This is a genomic window from Micromonospora sp. C95 (genome assembly GCF_018070465.1).
GTDB lineage: Bacteria > Actinomycetota > Actinomycetes > Mycobacteriales > Micromonosporaceae > Micromonospora.
In genome coordinates this window covers 216392-232173 of the sequence record NZ_JAGPXT010000007.1, presented here as the reverse complement: position 1 = coordinate 232173, position 15782 = coordinate 216392, and the positions used below count along the sequence as shown (strand labels likewise).

General features: G+C 70.0%; 20 protein-coding genes. 10 read left to right on the top strand and 10 right to left on the bottom strand.

The window, feature by feature from the left end:
* Nucleotides 1-79: 79 nt before the first annotated feature.
* Nucleotides 80-577, bottom strand: coding sequence for a DinB family protein (locus KBX00_RS11595; protein ID WP_210826071.1), 498 nt, complete (start codon nt 575-577; stop codon nt 80-82).
* Nucleotides 578-697: 120 nt separating this feature from the next.
* On the opposite strand from KBX00_RS11595, the gene KBX00_RS11590 reads away from it, so the two are divergent.
* On the top strand, nt 698-925 hold the full coding sequence (locus tag KBX00_RS11590; protein ID WP_210826069.1) for a hypothetical protein: 228 nt from the start codon (nt 698-700) through the stop codon (nt 923-925).
* A 72-nt stretch (nt 926-997) separates the two neighbouring features.
* On the opposite strand, the gene KBX00_RS11585 is transcribed toward KBX00_RS11590, so the two are convergent.
* Nucleotides 998-1696 (bottom strand): hypothetical protein, encoded by a 699-nt coding sequence (locus tag KBX00_RS11585; protein WP_210826067.1) that lies wholly within the window; start codon nt 1694-1696, stop codon nt 998-1000.
* A 90-nt stretch (nt 1697-1786) separates the two neighbouring features.
* On the opposite strand from KBX00_RS11585, the gene KBX00_RS11580 reads away from it, so the two are divergent.
* Nucleotides 1787-2737 carry an aminoglycoside phosphotransferase family protein gene (locus KBX00_RS11580; RefSeq protein ID WP_210826173.1) on the top strand — a complete coding sequence of 317 codons (951 nt, stop codon included), beginning with the start codon at nt 1787-1789 and terminating at the stop codon, nt 2735-2737.
* A 52-nt stretch (nt 2738-2789) separates the two neighbouring features.
* Entirely contained in the window at nt 2790-3323 is a 534-nt protein-coding gene (locus tag KBX00_RS11575) for a GNAT family N-acetyltransferase (RefSeq protein WP_210826065.1), read from the top strand.
* 54 nt (nt 3324-3377) lie between these two features.
* On the opposite strand, the gene KBX00_RS11570 is transcribed toward KBX00_RS11575, so the two are convergent.
* Together KBX00_RS11570 and KBX00_RS11565 are read right to left on the bottom strand one after the other, a co-directional pair.
* The gene (locus tag KBX00_RS11570; RefSeq protein ID WP_210826063.1) at nt 3378-3785 is read right to left on the bottom strand and encodes a nitroreductase family deazaflavin-dependent oxidoreductase; all 408 of its coding nucleotides are present in this window, start codon (nt 3783-3785) and stop codon (nt 3378-3380) included.
* Between the two features lie 151 nt (nt 3786-3936).
* Nucleotides 3937-5052, bottom strand: coding sequence for a MerR family transcriptional regulator (locus tag KBX00_RS11565; protein ID WP_210826061.1), 1116 nt, complete (start codon nt 5050-5052; stop codon nt 3937-3939).
* Nucleotides 5053-5154: 102 nt separating this feature from the next.
* Between KBX00_RS11565 and KBX00_RS11560 the strand changes: the two genes are divergently transcribed.
* Nucleotides 5155-5607: a hypothetical protein gene (locus KBX00_RS11560; RefSeq protein WP_301547721.1), complete on the top strand. Its 453-nt coding sequence runs from the start codon at nt 5155-5157 to the stop codon at nt 5605-5607.
* An 87-nt stretch (nt 5608-5694) separates the two neighbouring features.
* On the opposite strand, the gene KBX00_RS11555 is transcribed toward KBX00_RS11560, so the two are convergent.
* Nucleotides 5695-6708 carry a hypothetical protein gene (locus KBX00_RS11555; protein ID WP_210826059.1) on the bottom strand — a complete coding sequence of 338 codons (1014 nt, stop codon included), beginning with the start codon at nt 6706-6708 and terminating at the stop codon, nt 5695-5697.
* Nucleotides 6709-6772: 64 nt separating this feature from the next.
* On the opposite strand from KBX00_RS11555, the gene KBX00_RS11550 reads away from it, so the two are divergent.
* The 3 genes from KBX00_RS11550 (at nt 6773) to KBX00_RS11540 (ending at nt 8272) form a co-directional block, all read left to right on the top strand.
* Nucleotides 6773-7354, top strand: coding sequence for a TetR/AcrR family transcriptional regulator (locus KBX00_RS11550; RefSeq protein ID WP_210826057.1), 582 nt, complete (start codon nt 6773-6775; stop codon nt 7352-7354).
* Nucleotides 7355-7417: 63 nt separating this feature from the next.
* The gene (locus KBX00_RS11545) at nt 7418-7915 is read left to right on the top strand and encodes a metallophosphoesterase (RefSeq protein ID WP_210826055.1); all 498 of its coding nucleotides are present in this window, start codon (nt 7418-7420) and stop codon (nt 7913-7915) included.
* A gap of 66 nt (nt 7916-7981) precedes the next feature.
* Nucleotides 7982-8272, top strand: a complete 291-nt coding sequence (locus KBX00_RS11540; RefSeq protein ID WP_210826054.1) for a DUF427 domain-containing protein — start codon at nt 7982-7984, stop codon at nt 8270-8272.
* A gap of 8 nt (nt 8273-8280) precedes the next feature.
* On the opposite strand, the gene KBX00_RS11535 is transcribed toward KBX00_RS11540, so the two are convergent.
* The gene (locus KBX00_RS11535) at nt 8281-9036 is read right to left on the bottom strand and encodes an alpha/beta fold hydrolase (protein ID WP_210826053.1); all 756 of its coding nucleotides are present in this window, start codon (nt 9034-9036) and stop codon (nt 8281-8283) included.
* Nucleotides 9033-9626, bottom strand: coding sequence for a TetR/AcrR family transcriptional regulator (locus KBX00_RS11530; protein ID WP_210826052.1), 594 nt, complete (start codon nt 9624-9626; stop codon nt 9033-9035). Before KBX00_RS11530 ends, KBX00_RS11535 begins: the two co-directional genes overlap by 4 nt.
* Nucleotides 9627-9725: 99 nt before the next feature.
* Between KBX00_RS11530 and KBX00_RS11525 the strand changes: the two genes are divergently transcribed.
* The 3 genes from KBX00_RS11525 (at nt 9726) to KBX00_RS11515 (ending at nt 13590) form a co-directional block, all read left to right on the top strand.
* Nucleotides 9726-10748 (top strand): zinc-binding dehydrogenase, encoded by a 1023-nt coding sequence (locus KBX00_RS11525; RefSeq protein WP_307868472.1) that lies wholly within the window; start codon nt 9726-9728, stop codon nt 10746-10748.
* A 248-nt stretch (nt 10749-10996) separates the two neighbouring features.
* Nucleotides 10997-12298: an MFS transporter gene (locus KBX00_RS11520; protein ID WP_210826051.1), complete on the top strand. Its 1302-nt coding sequence runs from the start codon at nt 10997-10999 to the stop codon at nt 12296-12298.
* Nucleotides 12295-13590 carry a low temperature requirement protein A gene (locus KBX00_RS11515; protein WP_210826050.1) on the top strand — a complete coding sequence of 432 codons (1296 nt, stop codon included), beginning with the start codon at nt 12295-12297 and terminating at the stop codon, nt 13588-13590. Before KBX00_RS11520 ends, KBX00_RS11515 begins: the two co-directional genes overlap by 4 nt.
* A gap of 58 nt (nt 13591-13648) precedes the next feature.
* Here KBX00_RS11515 and KBX00_RS11510 read toward each other — a convergent pair whose 3' ends face one another.
* From KBX00_RS11510 to KBX00_RS11500, 3 genes are all read right to left on the bottom strand, one after another.
* Nucleotides 13649-14020, bottom strand: a complete 372-nt coding sequence (locus tag KBX00_RS11510; RefSeq protein WP_210826048.1) for a DUF1330 domain-containing protein — start codon at nt 14018-14020, stop codon at nt 13649-13651.
* Nucleotides 14021-14116: 96 nt separating this feature from the next.
* On the bottom strand, nt 14117-14998 hold the full coding sequence (locus tag KBX00_RS11505) for a mechanosensitive ion channel family protein (RefSeq protein ID WP_210826046.1): 882 nt from the start codon (nt 14996-14998) through the stop codon (nt 14117-14119).
* 71 nt (nt 14999-15069) lie between these two features.
* Nucleotides 15070-15756: a hypothetical protein gene (locus KBX00_RS11500; RefSeq protein ID WP_210826044.1), complete on the bottom strand. Its 687-nt coding sequence runs from the start codon at nt 15754-15756 to the stop codon at nt 15070-15072.
* Nucleotides 15757-15782: the final 26 nt, after the last annotated feature.

The following is a 15782-nucleotide window of genomic DNA, read 5'->3' as shown; positions in this document are numbered from 1 at the left end:
TGTCGCCTTCTATCGTGCGGTTTGCACGGTCGATGAGCGAGCCAGCGGGAACGTAGGGCAGTGGGCAGTCACCGCGGCGTCACCCGTGCAGGAGCTGCTCGCGGAGGATGTCGGCGTGTCCACAGTGCTGGGCGAGTTCGCGCAGCACGTGCAGATACACCCACCGCAGCGGCAGCGGACCCCGCCGGTTGCCGGGCAGGATGTCGTCCAGCCCCAGGGTCGACGTCGCCTGGCGTGACGCCGCACAGGCCTCGCGGTGCGCCTGCTGGACGGTGGCGATCGTGTCGCCGTCGTCGAGGACGAACGATTCGTCGGGAGTCGCCGGGATGCCGATCTCCGCGCGCGACCGACCCGTGACGGCCTCGTCGAACCAGACCTTCTCCACGAAGGTCGCGTGCTTCACCAGACCCAGCAGCGTGGTCCGGGAAACCACCAACGACCGGCGTGCCTGTTCCTCGGTCAGCCCGTCCAGGCAGCTGGTGAGCGCCCTGCGGTGCTCGTCGATGAACGCCTCGAACTGGGCCTTGGCCGGCTCGGCGACGACGTGGTCGGCGAAGGTGGGTGGGAAGGAAACCATTGCCTCAGCATGCCACCTGCGGTAGCTGACCGGCAGCGGGTCCGGTGCGGCGACCGAGGCGGCCCTGGTCGGCAGGGTAATTCGGTCGCGTCCGGTGCTGCCGCCGAGGACGATACGGCGATGCCCGGCGCACCTGAGGGATTCACCTACCGTCTCCGCAAGAACGGAGACGTGGAACTACTCCATCACGGCCGCCCCGCCGTGGTGCTTCGGGGCGCCGCCGCAGCCCGATTCCTGATCGACGTCAACACCCAGGACCCGCAGGAGTTGATGGCGCGCGTCACCGGCAACTACAAACACGGCAACGAGCGGACGGCCAAGCGGCATCCCCGCAACCGGAGTCGGTGAGGCGCGTTTGGCGTGTCGGGTGCGGAGCGGGTCGGGTGGGCTCGATTGCGTGCCGGGGTGTCGCGGCGGCTGCTACATGGCGATCGGGAGCGTCTCGATCCAACAGGAGGTGACCTTGACGGCCAGTAGAGATCGAGCCTCCTCGGCGTCCGCCCGCGTCAGGAACACTCCGGCACCCGAGATCTTCGGCCTGGTCTCGGTGCCCACGTCGGCAATGACGACGAAGACGTACCGGAATCGGTCACGACGGGCTGGCTGATCAGCATCCGAGTTCAACGCGTGGATGAGGTCCTGGACGGACGCGGCGTTGAACCCTGCGTTCAGACCGAACAGCGGGCCCGTGGGCCATCGTGGCAGGTAGGCGTCCGCGGTGTGGAAGAAGCTGCCCTGGACGCTGGGCAGGATGCCTTCGTGCCAACCGAAAGCCATACTGACGACGTAGTCGGATTGGCCTTGGCTCTCCAGCATGAAGACCCGGTGGCCCAGGTCAGGGCGGACCCGAGGCACTGTTGTCATGATCTGTGCTGTTTCGTCGACTGTCGCGCATCGGACGGCCAGCCCCGTGCAGCCGGCAGGGATCTTGACCGCCCTGACCGGCTTGAACAGCAGGTCGATTGTCGTGTCGTGTTCATCGTCGACCGGATCGCTGCGCAGCAGCAGCTGACTGTGGCTCGCGGAGTATGCCTCCATCGCGAAGCGGCGCTCGCTGCGAAAGACCTCGGTACCCGGTACCAGTTCATGATCCTTACTGAGCCAGGCACTCGAGGTCATGCCATCATGATTCCGGCACGCGGTCGCGGCGGTCAACGCGGTGTCATCCGCCCTCGCGCTCAACCTCGATTGTCAGACGAGGACGGCTCAGTGAGTGATGTTCCGGATCTCGGTCCCCTGCCGCAGCGCATCACCGTCGTCGCCGAACAGGTGCGTCGGCTCGTCGCCGATCAGTTCCCGCATCTGGCCGACCTTCCGATCGAGTCGGTGGCCAACGGTGGCTGGGACAACTGGACCTTCCACCTCGGCCCTGACCTGCTGGTGCGTCTGCCCAGCGCTGCCGAGTACGCCCTGGCGGTCGACAAGGAACATCGGTGGCTGCCGGTCCTCGCTGCTCGGCTGCCGCTGCCCATTCCCACCCCGGTGGCGAGAGGCAAGCCAGACGCGGGCTATCCCCACCCGTGGTCGATCTACCGGTGGCTCAGCGGCGAGCCGGCCAGGCGGGACCGCATCGCCGACCCGGCGCGATTCGCGATCGACCTGGCCGAGTTCCTGGCGGCCCTGCGGGCCGTCGATGCCGCTGGCGGTCCGCAGCCCGGTCTCCACAACTGGTTCCGGGGCGGCACCCTGCGCACCTACGACAAGATTGTTGAGCAGGCGCTCGCAAGGTTGGACGACCACGTCGATGCCGAACTGGTGCGCGAGATCTGGACGACGGCACTCGACGCCCGCTGGGACGGTGTCGACCGGTGGTTCCATGGGGACATCGCCCAGGGCAATCTGCTGCTTGCTGACGGCCAGTTGGCGGCCGTCATCGACTTCGGGACATGCGGCGTCGGCGATCCGGCCTGCGATCTGGCGATCGCCTGGACACTGCTGACCGCCGACGGCCGGCAGGCATTCCGCGCCCGGCTGTCGGTGGATGAGGTGACGTGGGCGCGTGGCCGCGGCTGGGCCCTCTGGAAAACCCTCGTCACCTGCTCCTCCACCTTCGACGCTCCCGAGGACGCAGCAGAGTTGGCGAGCGCGCACCGCATCCTTGCCGAGATCCTCTCCGAATACGCTGCCAGCACTGTCACCAAGCCCCGCCCGCAACAGTGACACCCCGCCCTGGCACTCCCTCGGCCCCGGCCGGAGCATTAGGTTGGATGAGATGCGCACCATCGCGAGCGATCGTCTGCTGCTGCGTCCGTGGCGCGAGGAGGACGTTGACTTCCTTCTGGATCTCGAGTCGCGCTGGGAGGTCGTGCGGTTCCTGGGCGCGCAGCCGACACTCATGAACAGCCGCGAGGACGCCCTCGCCTCGATCACACGTCGACGCGCCATCGACCATCCGATCCACGGCATCTGGGCCATCACCACGGCGGCGGGCGATCGGCTGGTGGGAAATCTCCTGCTCAAGCCGATTCCTCTGTCGGCTGGCGAATCTGTCGGCGGCCCGAACGATGTCGAGATCGGCTGGCATCTGCATCCGGACGTCTGGGGGCACGGCTACGCCACCGAAGCAGCGGCGGCGGTTCTGGACGACGCGTTCGGCCGAGGTCTGACGAGGGTCATCGCGGTCACGGACCCGGACAACCGTGCCTCCCAGGCCGTCTGCCGGCGGCTCGGCATGACACACCTCGGTCGGACGACGAGGTACTACGACACGACGAACGAACTCTTCGAGAAGCTGACCGGCCTCTGACCTCGGCATCGTGACCGGGACGTGTCGACCTTTCCGAGCCCCGCCCCTGGCCCGTTACGGCGCGGGTTCGAGTACGACGACGGGGATCTGGCGGGTGGTCTTTCGCTCGTACTCGGCGAAGAATGGATACGCTGCCTTCTGCGCGCTCCAGATTCGTTCCCGCTCGTCCCCGGTGGCGACTCGGGCGACCAACTCGACGGTGTCCGTCCCGATCTCCGCTTGAGTGCGCGGCTGGGCGAGCAGGTTGTGGTACCAGTCGGGGTTGGTGGGCGCGCCCGCTTTGGAGGCGAACACGGCATAGCCGCCGTCCACCTTCTGGTACATCATCGGGTGTACGCGGGGCTGGCCGCTCTTGGCACCGATGGTGTGCAACAGCAGCAGTGGCTCGCCAGCGAAGTGACCGCCCACCTGCCCGCCGTTGGCGCGGAACTCGGCGATGACCTTGTCGTTCCAGTCGCTCATGTCTCCTCCTCGTCCGGTTCGTACCGTCTCCTTGTGTCCAATTCTGGCAGTTGCGGCGGCGGTGACGTCGTCGTCCACCCCGGACATCCTGGTACTCGGCGGAGCCGAGTGTGCGAGGTTCCACTGCCGCGTCCGGACGCGGCACGGTGGGTCAGGCGACGAGCAGACGGAGACCGAGTTCCGCGGTGTCGAGAGCGAGCAGGTCTCGGTTGCGCTCAGCCCACCGACCCGAGGACAGGTCGTCACGGAGTCCGCTGACTGCGCGTCGCTCGGCCTGCGGCCCGACCCTGGTCCACACCGACACCGCGCGGCGTACGTGTTCGTCCAGGTACGCCTCAGGCCGGCGCCAGTACGCCTCGAAGAACCCGTCGACGCAGTCCCACGGCACCAGCACCGGTTCGGCGCGTCCGCCGATCGCGCCGGTCAGGTCGGCCAGGGACGGCCACCCGACGAGGAGGTCAGCGAACTCGGGCAGATAGTCGCGGGTGAGCCAGAATCGTTGCCGCCAGCCGGTGTCGTCGGCGTCGTAGGTGAACACCACCACGCGGCGGGCCACCCGTCGCATCTCGCGCAGCCCGGCGACCGGGTCGGGCCAGTGGTGGACGGTGCTGACCGCCATCGCGGCGTCGAAGGACTGATCCTCGAACGGCAGCTTCTCCGCGGCCGCGGCCACGCACGGTGCCGTGCCCGGGGGCCGCTGCGCCCGCATGACCGCCGACGGTTCCACTGCGGTGACCTCGCGGTCGGGTGGCTCGTACGAGCCGGTGCCGGCTCCGACGTTCAACACCGTCCGGGCGTCACCCAGCGCAGCCCAGATGCGCGCGGCGATCCGTGGCTCGGTGCGCCGGGTCGCGGGGTAGGCGGATCCGATGGCGTCGTACAACTGCGTCCCGAACACTCTCAACTGTTCCTCCGGCGTGGTCCTGATCCCCCTGGCTCGCGCGTCCAGTTCCCGGTCAATGGCGGTCACCATCGCGGCAGCGCGATCGCGCTGGTCCAGCAGCAGGCCCCGCAGTCGGCACAGGTGCGCGACCGCGTCCGTGGTCGGATCGTCGACCAGCTCCGCGATCTCGCGCAGCCCGAAGCCGAGCCGCCGGTAGGCGAGCACCTCCCGGAGCCGCTCGACATCGTCGGCGGAGTAGGCGCGGTGCCCGGCCGAGGTGCGGGTGGACGGTTCGAGCAGGCCGATCTCGTCGTAGTGGTGCAGGGTGCGGACGCTGACCCCGGCCAGTTCCGCCACCCGCCCCACGGTCAGGTGCTCCGTCATGGCATCGACTATCGGACATCACGTCGCGTGAGGAACCAGGCTTCGTCGCCGCCGGATTCTCCGCGCTCCCCACCCGGAGGTCGTCATGCCTACTCTGGTCGCATGGAAGCTCGGCGGGTCAGCGTCTGGCGCAGCCGTTACGTGGTGACGGACCGAGGTCGGGAGATCGCCGTCTGGGACAGCTCGGTGTGGCGCAGCGGTGGCGAGTTCGAGCTGGACGGGCGGCGTTTTCAGGTCCGCTCCAACGCCTGGGGTACCAGGTACACCATGGTCGACGAGGCGGGGACGCTGGTCGCCTCGGCCGACCGGGCGGGTCGTAAGCGGTGGACCGTCGAGGCGGCCGGGCGGACCTACCACTTCCGGCGTAGGTCCATCTGGGGCGGCGAGCAGGAACTGCTCCTCGGCGACACCCGGGTGGGCTCGGTCCGCAAGACCAGCTTCTGGAGCCGTGACATCGCGATCGAGTTGCCGGGGCTCGCGACGCCGTTGCAGCTTTTCGTGTTCGGCGTGGTCGTCAGCGTGTGGGACGCGCAGGCCGCAGCCGGGGCCGCCTGAGGCCTGCAAAGGGGCGGTACGGCTCAGCGACGGGGCGGTACGGCTCCGCGTCGGGCACCAGGTGAACCGGGTCCACTGCTTGCCGCCTCAGGAGCAGGTCGAGGTCTGTGCGCGGATTCGACCGTATTCCGCCAGGGCGTGGAAGGCGGCCTTCGGCGTCCACGAGCCGTCCGGCAGCACCCGCACGATCCCGCGCGCGGCCAGGTCGTAGTCGTGCGCCGGGTCTTCCGTGGTCGGTAGGTGCCGGTTCGCGAAGGTGTACACGAACGCCGCCTCCACACCGCCACGCTCGTAGTCGCGTAGCAGATCCAGCAGGTAGCGGGCCTGGCCCTGTTCGTCACGTTCCAGCTCGGTGGTGAGCTGCGCGGCGCGCCCGTGCTCGTCGTACCTCACCGGCTCCGTCGCGCCCGCGACGTCGGCCGCGCCGCGGAAGGTGCAGCAGCCGAACTCGGTCACGGCGTACGGCTTGCCCCGCCCCACGGCTGCGGCCAGGGTCTGCGGAAACACCGCGGCGTTCGTCGCGTCACGGTAGCCGGCGTCGCTGGCGCTGATGTCGAACGGTGCCCAGTCGACATCCTCCAGTGGGATCGAGGCATAGCCGACGAGGCCGCCGAACCGTTCCCGCACCGCGGGCACCACCTCGGCGAGAAACCCGCGCACGGCGGCCCGGGCTGCCGGGACCGCCTCCCGCATCCGCACCGGATCGGTGCACAGCGCCATCCGCTCGACCAGATCACGTCCGGGCAGGAAACCGTCGGTGACCAGGGAGATCTCGGAGCCGGTGAGGTAGACGACCGAGGTGCCGCCGCGTCGCAGCCGCTCTGCCCGCTCGGCGCCGTCGAGCAGGAACGCCATGAGTTCGTCCCGGTCGAGGCCGTTGGTGAAGGGGGAGTACCAGACCTCGAGCCCCGCCTCGGTGGCGAGTCGCGCGGTCAACTCCAGTCGATCCTGGACACCGCCGGTGATGCGTACCGCGTCGCAGTGCAATTCGTCCCGGATGACGCGCAGGTCGTGTCGCACGGTCTCCGGGTCGAACGGCTCGTGGGTGGTGGATCCGGCGCTCACGAAGCCGGTGTCGTAGTTCATGCCGAAGACGCGCACGGGTGCTCCTCGTCTATAGGGTACTGGACGTACCCTATAAGGTACGTCCAGTACCCTGCAAGGCATGGGTACCAGACGCCGGGGAGAGGAACTGGAACGGGCGATCCTGCACGCGGCGGCCGAGGAACTGCGCGAGTCCGGTTATCCGGGGCTGACCATGGACCGGGTCGCCGCCCGGGCCGGGACCAACAAGAACGCCATCTACCGCCGATGGCCGCATCGGGCGGCGTTGGGCATCGCGGCGTACCGCCACCTCTCCGACGTCGCGATTCCGAATCCCGACACCGGCACGCTGCGGGGCGACGCGCTCGAGATGCTGCGGCAGGCGAACGAGACGTGGTCCTCACCGCACGGAGCGGTCCTGCGCAGCCTGCTGTCCGCGGCGGCGGACGATCCGGCGCTGCTCGACCTCATGCGGGCACGATCAGGCGCGGAAACCATGGACCGCGCCTGGCTGACCATGCTCGACCGCGCGGTCGCCCGGGGTGAGGCACCGCCGACGGCCGTGCACCCGAGGGTCGCGGCCACGCCGATGATGCTGCTGCGAGCCGAGTACGCGATGCGCGGCATCCCGTCGGTCCCCGACGAGATCCTGATCGAGATCGTCGACGAGGTCTTCCTGCCGCTGGTACGCGGCCGTGTCTGACCCCCTCGACGGCGGTGGGCCGACGCGGGCTGGCCGGGGCCGGGGCGGGGCTACGCTGACCCGGTGCGGTTGGTCATGATGGCAGACACCCACCTGCCGAAACGTGCCCGGGATCTGCCGCCGGGGCTGTGGGCCGCCGTCGACACCGCCGACCTCGTCATCCATGCCGGCGACTGGGTGAGCGCCGGGCTGCTCGACGACCTGGAGCGGCGCAGCGCCCGGCTGATCGGCGTCCACGGCAACAACGACGGTCCGGACCTGCGGGCCCGACTGCCGGAGATCGCCCGCGCGGACATCGCCGGGCTGCGGATCGCGGTGGTGCACGAGACCGGGCCGGCCAGCGGCCGGGAGCGGCGGTGCGCGGCCCGCTTCCCCGACTGCGACCTGCTCGTCTTCGGCCACTCGCACATCCCCTGGGACAGCGAGGCCCCCGGCGGCCTGCGGTTGCTCAACCCCGGCTCGCCGACCGACCGGCGCCGCCAGCCGTACGCGACCTATCTCACCGCGGAACTGACCGACGGTCGGCTCGACGCCGTCAGGCTGCACGAGGTGCCGCGCTAGCGCCGCATCTGAATCCACCGCTCAGACACCCGACCGACGCGGAGCGGGCCGGCCTAGGCTTGGAGCATGCCGAAAGCCGTCTGGAACGACCTGGTCATCGCCGAGAGCCCGGACACCGTCGTGGTCGAGGGCAACCACTATTTCCCCCGTGCCGCGCTCCGCGACGACCTGCTGCGGGACTCCGACACCCACACGGTCTGCCCGTGGAAGGGCACGGCGTCGTACTACACGCTGGAGCACGACGGGCGGACCAGTGCGGACGCGGTCTGGTACTACCCGCAGCCGCTGCCCGAGGCCGAGATGATCCGAGACCGGGTCGCGTTCTGGAAGGACGTCAAGGTCGTCGGGGAGGACTGACGTCGATGTCAGCGCCCGAGGGTGCTGTCGAAGGCCGCCAGCCGCTGTACGAACCAGGACGGGTCGGCCAGGTGGGGGTAGTGGGTGACGGTGGGCGACATCTCGACGACCGCACCGGGAATTCGACTGCCCAACCAGGCTGGGTAGTCGTCGGCCACGGGTAGGCCGTGCAGCGACAGGAAGGGTGTGGGCTGCCGCATCGTCATCACGTTCGCCATGAACGCTGCCAGTTCCGGCGGTTCGAGGTCGAGCAGGGGCGCCCACGCGCCGAGCAGTACGTCCTGGCGCAGCGTCCGGCTTCTGCTGATCTCGTCGGCGACGGCGGTGTCCAACTGCCCGTACATCCTGGCCAACGCCGACGTCATGACCTCGGCGAAACTCTCCCCTCGCAGGGCCCCGGCCACTCGTGCCGACAGCGGTTTCACGTCGAGTGTCTGGTCGACGGTGACCACACCGCGCGTCGGGAAACGGGCGGCGTAGGCAGTGGCCACCACCCCGCCGTACGAGTGCCCCACGACCAGGGGATCTTGTTCGATTCCCAGGGCACGGACGAGTTCGTGCAGGTCGCCTGCCATGCTCAGCGGGTCGTACGGCGGCACTCGTGGCGAGGTGCCATGGCCGCGCAGGTCGACGCGAACCGTACGGAAGTGCGAGGCCAGCGGCACCCGAGCCCAGGAACGGCGGTCCTCGGCCATGCCATGGATCGCGACCAGGAGTGGTCCGGCGCCATCGACGTCACGGGCAAGCGGGACGGTCGGGATCATCGCTGGGTACCTTCCAATCCGCCGGTCTCGAGGCTGGCGCGAACGAGGCTGCGGGCCAGGCCGGTGCTCTCCGCGAGGGTGTCGAGGGCGAGTGGCTGGGTGGCGAGAGCGCCCTCGTGCAGCACGAGGAGCCGGGTGGCCAGGCGGGCGGGTTGTGCGCAGCCTGCCGCGGTGGCCAGTTCCCCGAAGAGATTCAGCAGCCAGTGCTTCTGGTCCGCGGCGATGCGGTGGGCGGGATGCGCCGGGTCCGGGAGTTCGGCCAGCGCGTTGATGAACGCGCAGCCGCGGGTGTTGGTCCTGCTCCAGGTCCGCAGCGCGTCGAACGGTGCGGTGACCGCCTCGACCGGATCGGCGCACGTGTCGACGGTGTCGCGGACGAGTGCGCGCCAGCGCTGGTCGCGCTCGGTGAGGTAGGCGGTCACGAGGTGGTCCTTCGAGCCGAACTGGTTGTACAGGGTCCGTTTCGTCAGACCCGAGTGCTCGGCGATGAGATCCACGCCGACCGCGGTGATCCCGCGGTCGTAGAAAAGCTCCTCGGCGGCGGCCAGAATGCGCTGGCCAGCCGGGGTGCGGGACCGCGTTTCCGGCATCCGGGGCTCCTCCTCACCGATCGCTGTACGCTGGTGGTTCACAGATCAGTGTACTTCTGGAGGGGGCAGCTGGTGGCGGTGCCTACGACAATGCGTGCCGTGCGGATCGGCCGGCACGGTGGACCGGACGTGCTGACCGAGGCGGAGGTGCCGGTGCCCGCCCTGGCGGCGGGGGAGGTGCTGGTCCGGGTCGGCGCGGTGGCGCTCAACAACACCGACCTGTGGACCAGGGAGGGTGCCTACGGTCGCCCGGGGGACCCGCAGGCGCGGTCGGGCTGGCGGGGGCCGATCGAGTTCCCCCGCATCCAGGGCGCCGACGTGGCCGGCCGGGTCGTGTCGGTGGGGCCCGGCGTGGACGCGAGCCTCGTCGGCCGGCGGGTGGTCGTCGATCCGGCGATCTACGACGCCGACGGGCCGGACGCGAACCCGGTCGGCCTGATGGGCAGCGAACGCGACGGTGGCTACGCCGAGTACGTGACCGCACCGGCGCGGCAGGTGCACGACATGACCGATTCGCCGCTCGCGGACGATCAGCTCGCCGCGTTGCCGACCGCGTACGGCACGGCGCTGGGCATGATCGAGCGGGGCCGGCTGCGGGCCGGGGAGACCGTCCTGGTCTCGGGGGCCTCCGGCGGCGTGGGGCTGGCGCTGGTGCAGATCGCCCGGGCGCGCGGCGCGCGGGTGCTGGCCATCAGCAGCGGGGAGAAGATCGACGCGGTGCGCGGAGCGGGAGCACACGACGTGCTGGACCGCGCGAAGGACGTCGTCGAGCAGGTCCGCGCCATCGCCCCGGACGGCATCGACGTCGGGCTCGACGTCGTCGCCGGCGACCTCGTGAGCGAGGGCCTGCCCCTGTTGCGCGACGGTGGCCGGTGGGTCATCGCCGGTGCGCTCGGCGGTTACCGGGTGGACTTCGACGTGCGCCGCCTCTACCTGCACAACGCGCAGCTGATCGGCTCCGCGATGCACACTCCCGCACACTTCGAACTCCTGATGGACCTGGCTCGGCGGGGTGAGATCGCACCCGTCATCGCGACGACCTTCCCGCTGCACCGGGCCGCCGACGCCCAGGAGGAACTCGCCCGTCGGCAGCACGTGGGAAAGATCGTCCTGGTCCCGTAGATCCATCAGCGGCGACATCCTGCCGGTCGGCCTTCCCGCAGCTCGTTCCACCAGGGTCGTCGCCATCATCCTAGGACGGTTTAGCGATTGTGGGTGGTGTCACGGCAGCTGGCGCAGACCCCGACGTGTGCGCGAAGTTGGGCCGGGGCACGGCAACGAGCGTCCGCGACGGCCGCCGGAAGGCGGTGGCGCAGCCCTCGGTCCGCCAGGCACCAAGATGACCGCCAGGTGGCAGTCGAGGAGCGTGGATGATGTCACGACCCGGGACACAGCGGGCGCTTGTCGCTGCCGTCCAGGTGCTCAGCCTGGCGGTGTGGTTCTCGGCCTCCGCCGTGGTGCCGGCGCTACGCGAGTCGTGGCAGATCGGTGCCGCCGCGTCGGTGTGGCTGACCGCGTCCGTGCAACTCGGGTTCGTCACCGGTGCCATCACCTCGACCGTGCTGAACCTGGCCGACCGGATCAGGCCGCACCTGCTGATGGCCGGCTGCGCGATGCTCGCCGCCGCCTGCACCGGCGTCTTCGCCCTCACCGTCGACGGGTTGGCCGGGGCCATCCCGTTGCGCTTCCTCACCGGTGTCTTCCTGGCCGGGGTGTACCCGGTCGGCATGAAGCTGACCGCGTCCTGGGCACCGCCGGCCCGCCGGGGACTTGCGTTCGGCGTCATGATCGGCGCGCTGACCCTCGGCTCGGCACTGCCACACCTGATCGACGGGTTGGGTGACCTGCCGTGGCGCGGCGTGATGGGCACCGCGGCCGGCTGTGCGCTGCTCGGTGCGGTGCTGGCGGTGACCCTGGTGCGGGAAGGTCCGCAGCTCGCCCCGGGCACGGCACCGCGTCCGTACCCCCGGTACGCCCTGGCGATGTTCGCCCAGCGTGGTCCCCGGCTGGTGAACCTGGGCTACTTCGGACACATGTGGGAGCTGTACGCGCTCTGGACCTGGCTGCCCAGCTTCCTGATCGCGGGTACGGCGGCCCGGACCGGCCGTGACGGTGTGCACGTCAGCCTGCTCGCGTTCCTGGCCATCGGCCTCGCCGGGATCGCCGGATGCCTGGCCGGCGGGTGGGCTGCGGACCGGTTCGGGCGCCCCCGGGCCGCCTTCACCGCCCTGGTGGTCAGCGGTGCCTGCTGCCTGGCCTCACCGCTGTTCTTCACCGCGCCACCCGGCGCCGTCGTACTGCTGGTTGTGGTGTGGGGTGCGGCGGTGATCGCGGACTCCGGCGTCTTCTCGACCGCCCTGAGTGAGGTCGCCGACAAGCGGTACGTCGGAACCGCGCTCACCGCGCAGACGGCCATCGGTTTCGCCCTGACCGTCGTCACCATCCAACTCGTTCCGGTCCTGGCCGACGCGGTCGGCTGGCGCTGGGCGTTCCTGCTGCTCGCCCCGGGCCCGTTCGTCGGCGCGCTCGCGATGCGCGCGTTCGGCCGCCAGCGGCGTCCGCCGGCCGAAGCGGGTCGACTCGGAGGTGAGGGGCACGGGCGGACGCCGCACCCGTGCAATCGGCGGAAACCAGATTCGACTGCCGCCTCTCCGCCCAGAATGGCCGAGTGAGTGCTCCGCCGCCGCTGCGCCGGTCCCGTTGGCTGCGGCCGGTCATGCCCGGCTCTCGGGTCACCCGGTTGGAGCTGTTCTTCGACCTGATCTTCGTGTTCGCGTTCCTCAACGTGGCCGGCCTGGTGTCCGTCGAAGTCACCACGCAGGCAGTGCTGTCCGGCGTGGTCGTGTTGGCCCTGCTCTGGTGGTGCTGGACGACGTTCGCCAGCCTGGGCAACCTGGTCCGCGCCGACTACGGCCTGCTACCCGTGTTCGGTTTCGGGGTCATGGCCGCCGCGTTCGTGCTGGCCATCAGCATTCCGCAGGCGTTTCTCAACCAACCGGATGACCTGACCGGTCCGGTGGTGTTCGCCGTCGCCTACCTGGTCCTGCGGGCCCTGACCCTGGTCGCGTTCCTGTTTGCGCTCAGCGCCGCCGGGCGCAGCCGTCGGCAGCTCATGTTGATCAGCTTGCCGGCGGCGGTGGCGGCAGCGCTGGTCGGATTGGCGGCCTCCGCGAGCCGATGGGTGCCGGCGGAAGCCGTCCTCGACGTGCGCCTCGCGCTGTGGGCCGCCGCTCTGCTGGTCGAGTACTCGATCGGTCTGTTCCTGCCGTACACCCGCTGGTCCGTCGCCTCGGCCGGGCACTGGGCGGAGCGGCACGCGCTGATCGTCATCATCGCTCTCGGTGAAGCGGTCATCTCGCTCGGGCTCGGCCCGGGCCGGTTCGACCGGCTCGCCCTGACCGCGCCGGTGATCATCGGCTCCGTGCTCGGCATCGCGTTGCTGGCGACGCTGTGGTGGCTGCACTTCGACACGCTGCTGCCGAGCGTCGAGCTGGCGATGCACGGCACCCGGGGCCCGGAGCGGATCACCCTCGCCCGAGACGTCTTCTCCTACCTGCACTTCGTCAGCATCGTCGCGATCGTCGGCACCGCCCTCGGGCTGAAACTGGTGATCGAGGCGGTCGCCATGCCCGAGGCTGCACCGCTGCCCTGGCCAGCCGTGTCCGTCCTGTACGGAAGTGTCGCCCTCTACCTGCTGACCGGAGTGGCCGTCGCGGCGCGCACATTCAATCGGCTGCGGCCCACCGCACTTGTCGCGGCGGTCGTCGTCGGTCTGCTGGCGGTGCCGGCGGCCGCTCTCACCCCCCTCGTGGCGCTGGCCGCGCTGGTGTCGGTCTGCGGTGCCCTCGTGCTGGTCCAGCGGTTCAGCGCCGGCGATGCGCGGACGCGGATCAAGACATCGGTCAGCGCCGAGGAGCGGGTGGTCGAGGAGGCTGCCAGCGAGTGGCGGTCCCGACATCTCTGACCGCGGGTCGCCCGTCCGACGTCGCGTACCGGTCGGCGGCGGGACGCGGGCCTGCTGGTCAGCTGCTGCCCCAGGGCGTGGTCGGTTGCAGGACGGCTTCCTGTAGCGCGACGGTTCGCCACGTGGTGACCTGCTGGTACTCAGGGTCGGCGACCATCCGGCTGAACGCCGTACGGCTGGGATACCGCACCAGGAGCACCGCGTCCCACTCCTGGCCCTGCTCGGCGACCAAGGCCGGCCCGCCGTCGCCGGCGTAGAGCACCTTGCCGCCGTATCGGGGAAGCAAGGTGTCGCGCAACGCGGCGGCGTACCGCTCGTACGATTCGCGCCCGCCGTCGGCGAAGCGCAGCAGGTTGAGCATCACCACCGGCTCCTCGGTGTCGACGGCGAGGAACTCCTTCAGATCCCGACCGGTCGGGTCGACGGCCATGTTCTCGTCTCCTTCCTGCGAGGGTGGCGACATCAGACCACAGACCTCGGCGACGCGGAAGCCACCCGACGACCCGACGGATGGTGGCAGCGGGGTTCAGGGCCGCCCGGTAGCGGGTGCGACGGGTTGAGTGGAAGCTCCTGGTGGCGGGGGATGGACGGTGATGTCCTGGGTCACGGAGGCGACCCGGAGGCCGTTCTCGGTGAAGCGGTCGAGCACTCGCCTGGTGACCTGGTCCTTGACCTGTCGGGCGGCGCGTACCGGCACCACGAACCGGGCGGACAGTTCTATCCAGTTCGGGGTGGCCCGGATGAATACCCGAGGATCCACCTCGGCCTCGGCGACCGGGTAGCGGTGGCGCATCTGCTCGATGGCGCGCTGCGCCTCGGTGGTGGAGGAGATGTTCTGCGCCTCTTCGCACAGGATGCGCTCCGCCAGGTGCCAGTCCGCCTCGTAGGGGACCGGCAGGGTCAGTTCCTCCCACAGGTGGTCCAGCACCGTGCTGCTGTTGAACACCGGCGCGGTGAACACGAAACGATTCGACAGTGACACCACCCGCCCGGTGTACTGGCGGCCCCGGATCCAGGACTCCGGATCGGACGAGGAGCCGCTTTCCAGGATCCGGGTTCGCAATGGGGTGATGTCCAGGACGTCGCCGCGTACGCCGCACATCTGGATGCGGTCGCCGACCCGGAACTGCCGGCCGGTGAGGATGCTCACCCAGCCGGCGAAGGCGCCGAGGACCTCCTGCAGGGCCAGCGCGAGGCCGGCGGCGAGCAGGCCGACGACGACGCCGACGCGACCGGCGAACGGCCGCCACAGCAGGGCCAGGGCGAACAGCAGCGCCGCCACGATCAGGTAGTGCACCGCTTTGCGGAGGTAGTAGCGGTTGGTGGTGTCCTGCACCCTGATCGTGGCCAGCCGACCGGCCAGGGCGGCGACGACGAACGCCAACAGAGCCAGGACGACACTGGTCACGAGGCGACCGTTCACGCTGCTCGTGTCCCACAGTATTTCCAGGAACCGCGCCATGGTGCTGCCCATCGTCCTCAATCGTCGTGGTCGGCTCCGTCGTGGGTTTCGGCGTCCTCGGGTTCGATGATCGGCGGTGGTGGTGGCACGGGGGTCAGGGCCGCGGCGACCGGTGCCGGGCCGGTGACCCGTCGCCCGTTGCCGAAGTCGAAGGTGACCTGGGCGTTCTGCCCCGAACGCAGTGTCTCGTCGAGGTCGAGGAGCTGGAAGTACCGGCCGGCTTGTGCGTTGAACCGGACGAAGCTCAGCGGCGGAAGGTCGATCCGGGCGGGCCCGGTCTGCGGCGCGTCGTCACCGGGCGATCCGCCGGAGGTCGGGGAAGCGTCCGTCGCCGCCGGGCTGGCGGTGGTGGGACTGCGCGGAGCGGGTGTGTCCGACCGGGAAGGGATGGGCTGATCAGCATCGACGATGACGATGTCCCGGGCCTCCTGGGTGGTCACGGTCACCGTGACGGGATCCTTCGAGTCGTTGTAGATGACGGCGCTGAGCAGCGCGTCCTCGCCGGCGCGGTAGCCGTCAGCTCCCGGGAACTCGATGAGCAGACCGCGCACCGCGTACTCACCGTTGTCGGTCATCAGGTTGACCCCCTGGATGGAGGGCTCCTTCTCGGCCGTCTCCGCGAGCTGACCCGCGCCGCAGCCGGCGAGCAGCGACACGGCAAGTGCCGCGCCCGGCAGCGATCCCCGCCGGAGCGCTCCGGCCATGCGCGTCACGGTGCCTCCTCGCGTGT